The organism is Lacticaseibacillus porcinae, assembly GCF_003946305.1.
Classification (GTDB): Bacteria; Bacillota; Bacilli; order Lactobacillales; family Lactobacillaceae; genus Lacticaseibacillus; species Lacticaseibacillus porcinae.
In genome coordinates, this window is sequence record NZ_RHNS01000003.1 from 76,123 (window position 1) to 89,363 (window position 13,241).

The 13,241-nt window shown below is 46.6% G+C and carries 16 protein-coding genes; 5 read left to right on the forward strand and 11 right to left on the reverse strand.

The genetic code is table 11. The annotated features are described in order from the left end of the window. Positions 1 to 61: 61 nt before the first annotated feature. The 10 genes from EKM92_RS04080 to EKM92_RS04125 all read right to left on the reverse strand — a co-directional run bounded on the left by EKM92_RS04080 (position 62) and on the right by EKM92_RS04125 (position 6,351). Positions 62 to 517 (reverse strand): hypothetical protein, encoded by a 456-nt coding sequence (locus EKM92_RS04080; RefSeq protein ID WP_125708149.1) that lies wholly within the window; start codon positions 515 to 517, stop codon positions 62 to 64. Between the two features lie 94 nt (positions 518 to 611). Further along, a complete protein-coding gene (locus EKM92_RS04085) occupies positions 612 to 1,799 on the reverse strand; it encodes an acetate/propionate family kinase (protein WP_125708151.1) in 1,188 nt (395 codons plus the stop codon). Between the two features lie 8 nt (positions 1,800 to 1,807). Next, the gene (locus tag EKM92_RS04090; RefSeq protein WP_125708153.1) at positions 1,808 to 2,818 is read right to left on the reverse strand and encodes a class I SAM-dependent methyltransferase; all 1,011 of its coding nucleotides are present in this window, start codon (positions 2,816 to 2,818) and stop codon (positions 1,808 to 1,810) included. A gap of 82 nt (positions 2,819 to 2,900) precedes the next feature. Continuing rightward, the gene (locus tag EKM92_RS04095; RefSeq protein WP_125708155.1) at positions 2,901 to 3,107 is read right to left on the reverse strand and encodes a hypothetical protein; all 207 of its coding nucleotides are present in this window, start codon (positions 3,105 to 3,107) and stop codon (positions 2,901 to 2,903) included. Further along, a complete protein-coding gene (locus EKM92_RS04100) occupies positions 3,088 to 3,525 on the reverse strand; it encodes a competence type IV pilus minor pilin ComGF (RefSeq protein WP_125708157.1) in 438 nt (145 codons plus the stop codon). The genes EKM92_RS04095 and EKM92_RS04100 overlap by 20 nt, the downstream gene beginning before the upstream one ends. Then, on the reverse strand, positions 3,491 to 3,757 hold the full coding sequence (locus tag EKM92_RS04105; RefSeq protein ID WP_125708159.1) for a hypothetical protein: 267 nt from the start codon (positions 3,755 to 3,757) through the stop codon (positions 3,491 to 3,493). Before EKM92_RS04105 ends, EKM92_RS04100 begins: the two co-directional genes overlap by 35 nt. After that, positions 3,757 to 4,206, reverse strand: a complete 450-nt coding sequence (locus tag EKM92_RS04110) for a prepilin-type N-terminal cleavage/methylation domain-containing protein (RefSeq protein ID WP_125708161.1) — start codon at positions 4,204 to 4,206, stop codon at positions 3,757 to 3,759. Before EKM92_RS04110 ends, EKM92_RS04105 begins: the two co-directional genes overlap by 1 nt. Then, positions 4,203 to 4,532 carry a type II secretion system protein gene (locus EKM92_RS04115; protein WP_164509892.1) on the reverse strand — a complete coding sequence of 110 codons (330 nt, stop codon included), beginning with the start codon at positions 4,530 to 4,532 and terminating at the stop codon, positions 4,203 to 4,205. Before EKM92_RS04115 ends, EKM92_RS04110 begins: the two co-directional genes overlap by 4 nt. Positions 4,533 to 4,544: 12 nt before the next feature. After that, positions 4,545 to 5,507: a type II secretion system F family protein gene (locus EKM92_RS04120; protein WP_125708165.1), complete on the reverse strand. Its 963-nt coding sequence runs from the start codon at positions 5,505 to 5,507 to the stop codon at positions 4,545 to 4,547. Continuing rightward, positions 5,485 to 6,351, reverse strand: a complete 867-nt coding sequence (locus EKM92_RS04125) for an ATPase, T2SS/T4P/T4SS family (protein ID WP_125708167.1) — start codon at positions 6,349 to 6,351, stop codon at positions 5,485 to 5,487. Before EKM92_RS04125 ends, EKM92_RS04120 begins: the two co-directional genes overlap by 23 nt. 228 nt (positions 6,352 to 6,579) lie before the next feature. Here EKM92_RS04125 and glmS point away from each other — a divergent pair, with 228 nt between their 5' ends. From glmS to EKM92_RS04150, 5 genes are all read left to right on the forward strand, one after another. Beyond that, on the forward strand, positions 6,580 to 8,394 hold the full coding sequence (gene glmS, locus EKM92_RS04130; protein WP_125708169.1) for a glutamine--fructose-6-phosphate transaminase (isomerizing): 1,815 nt from the start codon (positions 6,580 to 6,582) through the stop codon (positions 8,392 to 8,394). Between the two features lie 99 nt (positions 8,395 to 8,493). Then, positions 8,494 to 9,000 (forward strand): VanZ family protein, encoded by a 507-nt coding sequence (locus EKM92_RS04135; protein WP_191988944.1) that lies wholly within the window; start codon positions 8,494 to 8,496, stop codon positions 8,998 to 9,000. A gap of 63 nt (positions 9,001 to 9,063) precedes the next feature. Further along, positions 9,064 to 9,798, forward strand: a complete 735-nt coding sequence (locus tag EKM92_RS04140; RefSeq protein WP_125708171.1) for a YebC/PmpR family DNA-binding transcriptional regulator — start codon at positions 9,064 to 9,066, stop codon at positions 9,796 to 9,798. A 149-nt stretch (positions 9,799 to 9,947) separates the two neighbouring features. Next, positions 9,948 to 11,225 carry a hypothetical protein gene (locus EKM92_RS04145; protein ID WP_125708173.1) on the forward strand — a complete coding sequence of 426 codons (1,278 nt, stop codon included), beginning with the start codon at positions 9,948 to 9,950 and terminating at the stop codon, positions 11,223 to 11,225. A 6-nt stretch (positions 11,226 to 11,231) separates the two neighbouring features. Beyond that, positions 11,232 to 12,002, forward strand: coding sequence for a hypothetical protein (locus EKM92_RS04150; RefSeq protein WP_125708175.1), 771 nt, complete (start codon positions 11,232 to 11,234; stop codon positions 12,000 to 12,002). A gap of 867 nt (positions 12,003 to 12,869) precedes the next feature. Here the strand turns inward: EKM92_RS04150 and EKM92_RS04155 are convergent. Further along, entirely contained in the window at positions 12,870 to 13,238 is a 369-nt protein-coding gene (locus EKM92_RS04155) for a hypothetical protein (RefSeq protein ID WP_164509893.1), read from the reverse strand. Between the last annotated feature and the right edge of the window lie 3 nt (positions 13,239 to 13,241).

Consider the following 13,241-nt stretch of genomic DNA (forward strand, 5'->3'; position numbering starts at 1 on the left):
ACCCTCCAGACATAACAAGAATTATACACGCCTGTTCACAAATTACAAACAGATAACGATTTCATGAAACGATGACCACGCGTTTGGGGTCCATTTTTTGCCGTAAGAATTTGGCAATTTCGTCAACTGGGCGGTTAAATTTCAACCGCACCACGGCGACGCTACCCACCATTGCCGCCAATAAGCAACCGTCATCTAGCGGTTGCAGTTGAATCGCTGTCAGCACGCGAAATTGTCGCACAGAGCCTAAGCCATTGATGACAGAATCTTGGGTCAACCCTCGTTGCCAAAAAGCGAACACCAACAACATTGCGGCAATGAAGCCGCCAGACACTAAGCCATCAAAGTTTTCTGCCGTCAACCACGTGACCCCGGCAACCATCGCTGCAGCGACAATGTATAACCATCGCCAAAACCACCGCGGCTTGGCCGGGATCGTGATTTTAACTCGAAACCAAATCGTCACGATCAAGGCAATGATAAAAATCAAAATATAGCCGACACTCCATAAACTCATGGCGCTCCTCCGTTACCGTTAATACAACTATTATCATATTTGTCCACATAAAAAGCTAGCGTTGACGACGATTTGTCGCTAAGCTAGCTTTTCATTAAACCAAATGCATCACGTCGCGGGCGATCATCAACTCTTCATTCGTTGGGATCATGAACACTGGGATCGTGGAATCCGGCGTTGAGATCACAGTTTCACCGTGAGGATCAAGGTTAGCTTGTTCATCAAGTGTCACCCCGAAGATCTTGAGGCCATTGATCACATCACGCCGCACATCTTCATCATGTTCGCCGATCCCGGCAGTGAAAATCAACCCGTCTGCGTGTCCAAGCTCAGCTAAATAACTCGCCACATACTTGATGACGCGATTGCTGAAGACATCTAACGCTAAACGCGCATCAGGATTCGTCGGTGCAGCGGCTTGTAGTTCCCGCATATCAGGCGACAACCCTGACAAGGCGAGCAACCCAGATTCACGGTTGAGAATGTCGATCATTTTTTGAGGATCGTGTAAATGCAATTTTTGCATTAAAAACAACACCAATGACGGATCAATGTCACCACTGCGGGTACTCATGGCAAGGCCAGCCACTGGGGTAAAGCCCATGGAGGTGTCATAAGACTGACCGTTTTTAATCGCCGTGACGGAAGCACCGGACCCTAAATGCATTGACACGAGGTTCAATTCACTTAGCGGCTGCTTCAATAACGCCGCCGCACGACTGGCCACATAGCGATGGCTGGTGCCGTGAGCGCCGTATTTACGCGCGCCATATTGTTCATAGAATTCTTGTTTGATGGCGTAGCGATAATTCACCGCAGGCATCGTCGCGTGAAACGCGGTATCAAATACCCCGACTTGTGGCACTTTCGGCAAGCGATGCGCAAAAGCCCGCACTGCGGCAGCTTCTGGTGGGTTATGCAACGGCGCATACTCTGCTAAGGCGTCAACTTGCGCTAACGCTTGATGATCTAAAATTGCCGATTCTGAAAAGATCTCGCCGCCTGCCACGATCCGATGACCGACCCCTTTAAGTTCGGTGAGGTCGCGAATCACGCCTGATTCTTTCAGCGCGTTCATCACCGCAGCCACAGCGGCTGCGATGGTAGGCATATCTTGATCACGTTTGATCACCACTTGATCATTAACACTCATGGTGATGCTTGATTGCCGCATCCCCATGCGATCGATCAACCCTTTGGCCAAGGCTTTTTCTTCGGGCATTAAAAATAGTTGCCACTTCAGCGTGGAACTGCCAGCATTGATCGCAAGAATTTTTGCCATATGCCCTCCTACGCTAAGTTCGCTTTGGCCCAGGCTTGGACGTTAGCGATGAATTCAGTGAAGGCTTTGCGGTCAGATAAGTCTGGGAAGGTCCCTAACAAGACTTGTTGCGCTTGTTTGGTGTGGTCGCCAGGCTTTTGCAAAATCAATAATGACTTTTGCGCGGCAGGATCGGCAAACAAGCTTTCTGGCAAGTTCAACAACCCTTGAAAATGCGCCGCTTTAGTCATCCACGCGGTCAACCCAGCCGCTTCTTTGGATTTGAACACATTGGCAGGCACATAAAACAACCCAAAACTACCAGGTTTCAGCAACTTCAAGCTTTGTTCGATCAACAAATGATGGGCATAAGAATGCCCGGTTGCCGCAGCCGTTTCAAAGGTTTTGGCCCGTTCGTCTAAGGGATAATAACCCACTGGCAAGTCAGCGACGATCAAATCAGCATCAGTGACTGGCAAGTCTGCTAACGCGTCTTGATGAAATAACTGGACATCGAGATGTTGCAAACCTGCACTCATATCAGCAAACGCCAACAAAGTGTCATCGTTATCGATACCGACACCTTTCACGTTGACGTTTTTAGCAGCATGAAGCTGATTCATCACCGCATACAACAAATTCCCGCTACCTACAGTGGGATCCGCCACCGTCATCGTTTCTGGCATGTTTGCATGAAAGGTCGTGGCCACAAACGTTGCTAAACTCGCCATCGCATCAGGGGTGACTTGTTTATTAGGTTCGATGCCATCGGTTTGCACGGCTTTAACTAACACCAATTGTAGCGCTTGGCGCAATTCTTCGGCAGAATAGTCACTGACGTCGATGGTTTGGTATTGCGCCATTAACTTATCCACAGTTGCTTGGCTAGGCAAGCCGTCTTCTTGATGGACAGTGTGCGCCATTAAATTCTCACCGGATTCAATGGCGGCATCCAAATAAGTGCTACCAAGTGTTTTGTGCAACAAGGCGGTGGTATCGTCTAACACATCATAAAGCTGTTTTAATTGTTCGTTTGCCACTTGAGACCCTCCGTTTCATTTCTTCTCAATTCTACTCAAGTGGCGGCTGTGTTTCAATACAGAGCGACTTTTCTGTAAAAAACTAGTCTTTTGTACTAGTGGTTGTCGCATTTTGCTGGGTTGACCAAACATCGAAGCGTTGATCAAAAGTTTGTTTTTCATGAATCAGCAATCGTTGCTCATCAGCGCGCCACTGGGCAATTTGTTCCATGGCACTCAGTGAAAACAACGTCACCACCAGTAACATGAATAGCGCTGAAAGCAAGGCACTACCACGTCTTCGTCCCATCGACGATCACTCCTTCATAAATCCGGCCGCTGACCATGGTGAGGTGATATTTCACTGCATGCGGCGCAGCTTGCCATTTGATGGCTGCCACATTTAACAAAAGTGGTTCATGGCCGCCGCTTTCCTTAGTGGCAAAACGCAACATTTTCTCGGTATCGTTGGTATAGCGTTCAACTGTTTTATCGCGGCTGCCAGGGGCGATCACCAACTGATTGTCATCGATTGTCAAGGTTTCATCTGCCGCCACTTGATTTTGGACGGCTTGTTGAAAAGTAGACACTGATAAAAGTTCAGCATCGACCCAAGTCATTTTCCCCATGATGGCGATCACTGGCTCCCACAAGGTAAACATGGTGATCAACAACCCTAATGCAATCAACGTTTCAATCATGGTCACGCCGGATCGTTTGCGTGACATGGGTTTGCCTATTGACCACTTGGACACCATTAGCCTTCACCTCCACTTCCCAATCTTGCCCGGCGACGATCACTTGCGATTCACCAGTTACCAGTGCTGTATTTGCAGCTTGAAACGCCGAAACTTGCTGACGGATTGGGTCAAGTTGTGCATGAGCATACGTGATGATGCCGCCTAACCACATGATCGCTAGCGCAATCACACTGATTGCCGCTAAGTGTTCAGCGATCATCAACCCTGATCGACGATTTTCCGTAGTAACACCCCCGTTCCCAGTTGCCAGGTAAACTGCACCTTGTCAGTGCTGTGAACTGAATGAAAAATCAACGTTTGCGGTTTGGCAAAGTTATCGCCTGAATACATCAGTGACCAATTGTTATTGCCTTCTGGAAAATCAGTGGTTAAACTTTTCGGCCGCGGCAAATAAAGCTTGGTCAACCGTTTGTCTTGACCGAAGCGAAAACTTTGCTGGTCGCGATTCCACCACACTTCAACAGTGACATGATCAGTGATCGCCATTTGTCGCAAATGCGCCCAATCACGTTGAAAATCAGCAAAAAATTGGGCTTCTTGTTGCTGTTGCCACCACCGCTGGCCAAACTGCACAGTGGCGATCAACGCGATCATGCTCACGGCTAAGGTCGCTAATACTTCTATCAACGTAAAACCTGACTTTTTCATTTGACACTAAATGCTGGTGGATTGGTCTTCGCATCATACACCAGCTTGGCATTTTTGTTGGCTTGATCCGCTTGATCAGGGGTAATGATCCCGGCGGACAACAACGCAGCGATACTTCCAAAGTTTCCGTCTTGGCGGTCTACTTGTTCATAGGCGACAGCGATTTGCATATTCATCGCCGCAGCGACTGAACGTAAATTCTCATCGTTAGCTTTTTGCAATTGGGCGCGGATCGTCACCACTAAAGTCAACGTCAACACAATAATGATCCCTAACGCAGCTAGCACCTCGATCAAGGTGAAGCCTTTTTGACGGGTTCGTTTCACTATTTTCTCCTCCTAATATTGATTTACACTGTTATAAAGCGGGCCTAACATGCCCATATACACCAACACAATCTGCACGCCGATCACCAAAAACATCAAAGGTTGCACCAGCGCCATCACTTGTTCAAACCGTTGATTCAAACGGGTGAATAACGCTTGGGCAAACAAGGCCACGCCATGGGCCACCAATGCTTGTTCTTGACCGAGGTGCAATAATTCTGCGATCGGCGGATAGATCAACGGTTGGGCAAAGGCTTTTTCTGGTGGGGTGCCAGCATTGAGTTGGGCGACCACTGCTTGGCCAGTGGTCGCTAAGACCCCTTTTGGCAAATGGGCAAGCAGTTCACAATACGCACTCAGCTCCAACCCCGCCGCTAAAAAATGACTCGCACCAATGGCAAATTGATAGCGATAATAATCATTCACTAACCCACGCACCAACGGAATGGCTTGACTCAAACGATAACGGGTGCGAGACGTTAGCTTTGCGATCACCACCCAACTGCCGCCCCCTAACAAACCGATCCCTAATACGACCGCCAAAGGCCACCAGTTCGTCACTGTGGCTTGCATTTGCAAACTTGGTAATACCCCAAGCCACAACACCAATTGCAACGTCACCAACAACCCCATCAAAATACTGGGATACACCATCAATTGTTTGAGTTTGCGGCGATTGGTCACTTGCAACTGCAAATACTCCCCTGCATGTTGCAGACTTTCTGCTAATTGACCGTGTTGTTGTGCCAGTTGGACTTGTTGAATGATCAACGGATGCAGGTGAATTTGGGTGAGACAGTCGGCAAACTCAATGCCTGTAGCTAATTGTTGTTGAAGCTGTTGCCATTGGTATTGATGTTTGGGCATCGCAATGCTGAGGTACAGCAGCGCTTCATTCAAGCTGAAGCCAGCATTCAACAACTCTGCAATTAATTGACAAAATCGCAATTGGTCAGCCAAGTTGAGTTTTTTCATTGATCACACCTTCTCTCCATTTCACCAACAAGACGCGAGCATGTGGGGTTGGCGTTAACGCCAACGTTACTGCTGCGCTTGCCACTACAGCGGCATCGACTAACGCCGAAGCGACGCCTAAACTTTTCAACCGCAACGGCACTAACTCGGCACTGCGCGCATGCACCGTGGTCAACACAATATGCCCTGAAATCGCGGCTTCACACGCCACTTGGGCGGTTTCTAAATCGCGGATCTCGCCGATGATCAACATATCTGGGCGCTGACGCAATGCCGCTTTTAATAAATTGGCATAGGTCAAGTCGGCTTGTGGGTTCACTTGAAGTTGCATAAATTCTGGATGTCTGATTTCCACTGGGTCTTCGATAGTCATGACCATTTTGTCAGCAGCAATGGCTTGGGCTAACTGATACAACAAAGTGGTTTTACCGCTACCAGTGGCGCCACTTAAGGCAAGTAAACCGCGGGCTTGCAGACTACTCGCCAACGCTGCAACGGTGCGTTGGCCACTTTCATCTAGCGGCGGGATCCCGTAGATCAACCGCGCAACTAAAGCTTCATGTCCACTGACTTCACCAACAGTACTCAATCGCAGCAATACTGGCGGTTGCCGAATCGTCACCGCCCCAAGTTGCACCCGACGATGTTCGGCCACGTTCATATCCGCTTGATACTTTAAATAATTGATCCAGCGACGCGCAGTCGTTGCAGGGATCACGGCTTGTTGGGAAAAACCACCAGCACGTCGGAAAAATAAGTGATAATCTGCGGTTTGCGGCAACAAATAAAGATCGCTGACGGCAGCCGCGACTGCTTGGGTCAACCAATCAAATAAATCCTCCATGACAATTCCTCCTCACTTAATAAATACGCGAAAAACGCCCTTAAGTTTTTTTACAGTTTGATGTCAAGAAAATGACCTATACCAATTTAAATAATTTTGCCATACCAATTAAATTAATATTTGACATTACGCATTGCACTGGGTATAGTTAGGCACGTACTTCAGAAAACCAATTTGATAAATCAATCTAGTCCAATTCTAGAAAATTTTAATGTGAGGTCCTTGACTATGTGCGGAATTGTTGGTGTGATCGGTCGCGACGACGCGACGCAAGTATTGTTAAACGGTTTGAAAAAGCTTGAATATCGCGGCTATGATTCCGCCGGTGTGTATGTCAACGACCAAAACGGTCATGACTATTTAGTCAAGCGCGTCGGTCGGATCAAAAATCTCGAAGCCGCGTTGACCCCTGAGATCCAAGGTAGCATCGGCATTGGCCACACCCGCTGGGCCACCAACGGCGCGCCAACCGAAGCAAATGCTCATCCGCATGTCTCAAACGACGGTCGCTTTTACTTGGTGCATAACGGTGTCGTCACCAACGCCCAAGCTTTGCGGCAACAATATTTAACTGACGTTGAACTCCACTCCAGTACTGATACTGAAGTGGTGGTGCAACTGATCGCTCTGTTTGCTAAAAACGACGGCTTACCGGCGAAAGAGGCACTACGCAAAGCCTTGAAGCTGATCGAGGGATCTTATGCGTTCTCATTAGTCGACCGTCAACAACCAGACACCTTATATGTCGCCAAAAACAAAAGTCCTTTGTTGATCGGCAAAGGCGACGGCTTTAACGTCGTGGCTTCAGATGCCTTGGCGATGCTTGATGTCACCGATCAATTCATCGAAGTCAAAGATGAAGAAATCGTCACCTTAACCAAAACCACCATCACCATCGAAAACTTAGCTGGTGACGTGATCAACCGCGACGCTTTCACAGTGAAAATGGATGCCGCAGATTTAGGCAAAGGCACCTATCCTTTCTACATGCTCAAAGAAATCGACGAACAACCAGTGGTCATGCACCGCCTCGCTGAAAAATATCTCGACGATCACGGTCAAGTAGTTTTGCCAGAGGCCTTGCTTGACGCGTTGAAGCAAGCTGATCGCTTGTACATCGTTGCCGCCGGGACTAGCTATCACGCCGGCCTTGTTGGGAAGCCATTGTTTGAACAACTTGCTGGCATCCCGACTGAAGTGGTATTGGGTAGCGAATTTGGTTATCACATGCCGATGTTGTCTAAAAAGCCGATGTTCATTTTCTTGAGTCAAAGTGGTGAAACCGCTGATTCTCGTCAAGTCTTAGTCAAAACTAAAGCGCTTGGCTATCCAGCTTTGACGATCACCAATGTTGGGACTTCAACGTTGGCGCGTGAAGCTGACTTCGCGTTGGAACTTTATGCTGGTCCTGAAATTGCCGTGGCATCGACGAAAGCCTATACTGCACAAATCGCCGTCGAAGCCTTAGTCGCAAAAGCATTAGGCACTGCCTTGCAGCAACCTGCCGCAGCACAATTTGATGTCGCCCATCAACTCGCCTTAGCCGCTGATGGTCAACAAGCGTTGATCGATCAAAAAGAACAGTTGCATGACCTCGCCAAAGACATGTTTGCCACCACTTGCAATGCCTTTTTCATCGGTCGTGGTACTGATTACTTCGTCAGCTTGGAAGCGGCGTTAAAGCTTAAAGAAATTTCTTATGTCCAAGCAGAAGGTTTTGCCGCTGGGGAACTCAAGCATGGCACTATTGCGTTGATTGAAGACAATACTCCGGTGGTCGCCTTCATCACTGACCCGATCACTGCCGAACACACCCGCGCTAACGGCCAAGAAGTTCAAGCCCGCGGTGGCAAAGTCTTGCATATCGCGGCACACGACCTGGCAAAGGCTGATGATGAACTCGTCATCGGGGATATTGATCCCCTGCTTTCACCTTTAGTCACTATCGTTGCTGGACAACTATTGGCTTATTACACCAGTTACGATCGCGGTTACGATGTCGACAAACCACGTAATTTAGCAAAATCCGTTACGGTTGAATAAAAAATGACCATCAAGTCGATCGACTTGATGGTTTTTTCATGTAGCACACACGAGTTATGTGGTAAGCTGGTGGCATTGATTTTTGAAAGGATGAACCCCTTGAAAACTTTGCATCGCTACTTTTGGTTGCTGCTAGCGTTAGCGGTGATCGCCACGCTATTCGTGTCTTCCAGCATGACTTACAAACAACAAACTACCGTGCCGCTGCTTGAACGTGTATTGGCAAACCAACCATTCAAGGCGCAACTGTCTGCGATCCATTTCAATTATGCCGGCGGTCCTGTCAGTATCAAACACAGCGGCTACTTCGCCTTTATCGAATTCTTCATGCGCAAAGCCGCCCATATCACCACTTATTTTTTGATCGGGCTCTTTGCTAGCCTAGGCTTGCGAGAATTTGTCAAACCCACTTGGATGCGGGCGATTTTAACGATTTTAAGTGCAGCAGGATTGGCTGCTTTTGACGAATTTCACCAAATGTTGACTGGCGGGCGCCAACCAAGTTTTGATGATGTGTTGCTCGATACCATCGCCGCTACTGCGGCAGTGGTGATCGTGTTGTTAGTTTCTGGGTTGCGGCGGCGAAAACCCGTTGTGAGACGATGAGTTTTTTGGTACAATATTAACGTTTATGAGTTCCGAAACTTTAAGAAAAGAGGGTTAATAATTATGTCAGGACATTCCAAATGGCATAACATTCAGGGTCGTAAGAACGCCCAAGATGCTAAGCGCGGAAAAATTTTCCAAAAGATCTCCCGTGAACTTTTCATGGCAGCTAAGCAAGGTGGTTCCGACCCCAACAACAACCCGGCGCTTCGCTTAGTTATGGATAAGGCCCGCGCGGCCAACATGCCAAAAGACAACGTTAAGCGTGCCTTAGATAAAGCGGATGGCGGCGACGCTACTCGTTATGATGAAGTCACTTACGAAGGCTATGGCCCTGCAGGTATCGGTGTGTTGGTTCACGCCTTGACCGATAACAAAAACCGGACTTCAAGCTCTGTGCGTGTGGCGATCACGCGTCACGGTGGTACCATGGCTGGTGCCGGTGCGGTATCCTTCATGTTCGATCGTAAAGGCATGTTTGTCATCGATCGTGAAGACCTCGACATGGACGAAGACCAAATGTTTGAAGCCGTCTTAGATGCTGGTGCTGAAGACTTGCAAACCACTGAAGATGAATTCACGGTTTACACTGATCCTAAAGACTTCACCGCAGTACGTGACGCGCTTGAAGAACAAGGCTTCAAGTTCTCCACTTCTGAATTGACCATGGTGCCTCAAAACACTGTGCCGATCCCAGAAGACAAGCTGGAAACTTTCCAAAACATGCTCGATGCTTTGGAAGATGATGATGACGTACAAAACGTTTACACCAGCGCTGAATGGCCAGACGAAGACTAATTCACAAAAAACCGATCTGCGATTGCAGATCGGTTTTTTTGTGCCATAGTTTTATTCATGAAAGGCTTTACTTAACAATTTTCTTGTGGATAATTAGCATTATAATAGTAGAAATTATTCGTAATCCAACTTATTGGAGATGTTAGGCGATGCCACCACAACATTTTTCCGCAAAAACGCCACGCGGCATGTTCATCATCTTGCCGTTGAAATATGAGCAACCCATCGACCTCACAGAACTTGACGGCAAAAAGATAGGTTTACCAATTGCTGCAGACCAACCTCAATTTCACTCAGCAGATTTCATTCAGCTGATGAATCACAAGTGTGCCGAAAGCGAAGGTTTTGTGCGTCGCTGGGTCCTTGATCTACCAGCCGAAACGATTGTTTTAGATGCGCCATTCACTTTCACAGACTTTCAAGTATTTATTTTCAACAACGGGATCGCCTTTGTCAGCGCATTTCTTGAATATACCAACGAAGATGTCCACGCGGTTTACGAGTTTTTGCAGCCTGGCTACACAAAAGAGGACGGTGCCGCTTTGCGCGTGGCTTTTATCGAACAAGTTGAGGCGAAAGTCATTAACAAGATCCACCCACAATTAACTTGGTTTACGGATAATTACGACAGTGCCCTTGTACGTTACCACTCGGACTTGATCACTAAAGATGCATACCGCGTCAACGTCGCTTTTGCTGCCAAGCGCTTCGCCTCACCGGAAGCAACTCATCAACCAACTTACAACTTGCATCGGATGGTGGACTTAAATCGTGATTTCAGTGATTCATCTGAACATGATCTCGCTTACGTCACTGGTGCTAAGGATGTGGATGATGAACATTACGGCTGGGGATGCGCGATCACCTCACAAGAAGCCTCTTATGTTTACGTACCTGATGACCCAGACGAGTCACTGCCAAAGGCTGCAAATGATGATTTATTATTGTGCATGCTGGTGATGTATCAAAAATATGAAAGTATGAGCATCAATGAAAAAATCCACTCTCGTTATCTGAAAGCTGATGAACGCACCCCTGCCAGCGTTCGCAAACTTAAGCAAGAAGCTTTGAATTTGATTGCTTATGAAACCCTTGCTCCTTCTCAAATTTCTAGATGGAACAATGTCACTGAGATTTATCGCTATTTGCTTGATCTCACCGGTGTTGATGAAACCATCGCGGAAGTTAAAGATAAAGTCGCACTGTTGACTGACGAGCAGGATCGTCGTGATGCCGCTCGTGACAATGCCATCAGTATGGTGATCACCGTCTTCGGGTTAGTCTCAATTATTTCCGCAATTTTGCAGACAGTGGATTATTTAGATAGCCGATCACCGGTCATGTGGATCAGCTTTATCGGATCGTTAGCTGTGGTGTTGGTGTTTGGAATTTATTTGGGGATGCGCTGGACACGCAAGAGAGGATGAATGGTCATGACTAATGAAACTCGGCCAACGAATAGACAAGTATTTGATTACTACGCTTCAAGGAATCAAAATCAACTGGTTCAGCTTTATCATAACAATCTAAAACAAAACGAAACGGATGAATATCAGGGACTTTATCGTTATTTCTGCAACACTACTTTGGATCAACCAAAAAATCCAGAGAATATCAGTTTTCAATCATTATTATCCGTCTGGAAGCATCAATCGCAAAACTTCCACCCCATACAACTTGTAGAAAAAAGCGCCAAACACTTCAATAAAGAAACGCCAATAATGTCCTTAGAAGAAATCAATCAAAAACTTAATTTCTTAATTACGGTCGATGACCTTCATGTTTTACATCCGGAATTGGATGGCGAAATCGAGGAAAATCAAAAATGGCATCTCCTAGTTAGTACGCTCGCATATAAATTGGTCTGTGGATATATGACTAGCACTGAAAAGAAGAAACGAACAACACCCTATTCTCCTTGGTTTTGGGATGATCCTGATGACTACTGGAAAACATCATTCAAAACTGAAGATGTTAAGACTCCCTTTTTAAGATTATGGATGGTTGAAAATGTCACAAGTTTAAGTTTTCAAAATACCTATACAAACGAGATTAGAAGTCTTCTCACAAATTCCAACGAACAGAACAAAAGTGAAACCCTCTCCAAGTTAAAGGGTTGTAAACCGAGATCACGGACAGAAGGCTTAATCAACATAGGGTTTAACTACTTAATTTATCACTGGGACGAAGCCACCAAAGAATAACGGCTGTGGCAATCCAAAATTATGTGAGCATCCTTTGTATGTAATTCAGGCTGATTGCGAAACTCATTCTTATCTTCGCAATGGAATACCCGCCACCTTCGAATAATAGCGAAAGAGGCGGGTATTTTGATGGAAAGAATTGCTTGTTACCTCACACGTCTTCAACAGCTTCAATCAAGTATTTCTACAAATTCATTCACCAATAATTCTATTTTAGCCTAGACCATCACACTTGACACGAGCATACTTCGATCGGCGACCGCGCCACCCTGGGGACCTAGTGACGAGATAATTTCCAAATACGAGTCATTCCCCCGTAGATGGTGTTTTGAGGAATATAAACGTTTGTAACCGGCCATACCAAACCATCAAACGTCCTCCTCAAGAATAATTACTTGATCCTCACCCAACTACTTCCCACTTCAGTTTGAAACATTGAAGAATAGCCTGATCAAAAACATTAAGTCACATTCACGACCGATACTGAGTTGAATTTGCAACAGGATGTAATTGGCCCTATGTTTGCGTGTATTAGCCCCACCGGCTTTGGCTTAATCATACATAAATCGACACTTAATAAATATTAAAGTTCTCACCCTCAACTGCTTCGAGACATAAGGCTGCTCGTTATGATTTTACAGGTACGATTTGCGACTGATTACGACGGCATTAGTCCGATTAGTTTCATCCGGTCGCTAAAATTCTTTCAGATGTATTTTTGTATATTTTGCGCGCTGAGCTTATTTGACGTCATCCAAGAACTCCAACAATTTAGCTACCATTCGCACGATTGATTCGTCTGCTTCCATGCGTCCCAACCTTTTGACCAGATTGATGCACCTCAATCACCTAGCGAAATTCTTCCTTCTATCCCAGTGCCAACTCTCGCTGCAAGTGTTCAAATTCAGGAATCGTCAGCGAAGACGCCACATTCACATGCCCAACCACTTCATAGTGAAATGCGAGAATAAATCGCCCAACACATGGAATCGTCTGTTGACCAACCAACACTTGTTGGTCCCAATGACGATGAGCAGCAGGCACGGGATCTGGGATCAACATGATATCTCCGTGAAAATACCAGTCAAAGCCCCCACTTTCAATCGATTGATCTAAATGTTGAAAAACTTCATCATCATCTGGCACCTGATTACGCCAATGCAACTGCATTGTAGCCACGTCTAAGTAGCCAATTGTTGGCGTCGCTGCAAAATTGATCGAGAAATTATTCATCATAAT

Bases quoted from the DNA above. Each gene is read 5' to 3' on its own strand.
- EKM92_RS04155 (WP_164509893.1), bottom strand. From the start codon at position 13,238: ATGATGAATAATTTCTCGATCAATTTTGCAGCGACGCCAACAATTGGC.
- EKM92_RS04150 (WP_125708175.1), top strand. From the start codon at position 11,232: ATGACTAATGAAACTCGGCCAACGAATAGACAAGTATTTGATTACTAC.
- EKM92_RS04125 (WP_125708167.1), bottom strand. From the start codon at position 6,351: ATGGAGGATTTATTTGATTGGTTGACCCAAGCAGTCGCGGCTGCCGTC.
- EKM92_RS04140 (WP_125708171.1), top strand. From the start codon at position 9,064: ATGTCAGGACATTCCAAATGGCATAACATTCAGGGTCGTAAGAACGCC.
- EKM92_RS04145 (WP_125708173.1), top strand. From the start codon at position 9,948: ATGCCACCACAACATTTTTCCGCAAAAACGCCACGCGGCATGTTCATC.
- EKM92_RS04100 (WP_125708157.1), bottom strand. From the start codon at position 3,525: ATGTCACGCAAACGATCCGGCGTGACCATGATTGAAACGTTGATTGCA.
- EKM92_RS04080 (WP_125708149.1), bottom strand. From the start codon at position 517: ATGAGTTTATGGAGTGTCGGCTATATTTTGATTTTTATCATTGCCTTG.
- EKM92_RS04110 (WP_125708161.1), bottom strand. From the start codon at position 4,206: ATGAAAAAGTCAGGTTTTACGTTGATAGAAGTATTAGCGACCTTAGCC.
- EKM92_RS04085 (WP_125708151.1), bottom strand. From the start codon at position 1,799: ATGGCAAAAATTCTTGCGATCAATGCTGGCAGTTCCACGCTGAAGTGG.
- glmS (WP_125708169.1), top strand. From the start codon at position 6,580: ATGTGCGGAATTGTTGGTGTGATCGGTCGCGACGACGCGACGCAAGTA.
- EKM92_RS04120 (WP_125708165.1), bottom strand. From the start codon at position 5,507: ATGAAAAAACTCAACTTGGCTGACCAATTGCGATTTTGTCAATTAATT.
- EKM92_RS04105 (WP_125708159.1), bottom strand. From the start codon at position 3,757: ATGATCGCTGAACACTTAGCGGCAATCAGTGTGATTGCGCTAGCGATC.
- EKM92_RS04095 (WP_125708155.1), bottom strand. From the start codon at position 3,107: ATGGGACGAAGACGTGGTAGTGCCTTGCTTTCAGCGCTATTCATGTTA.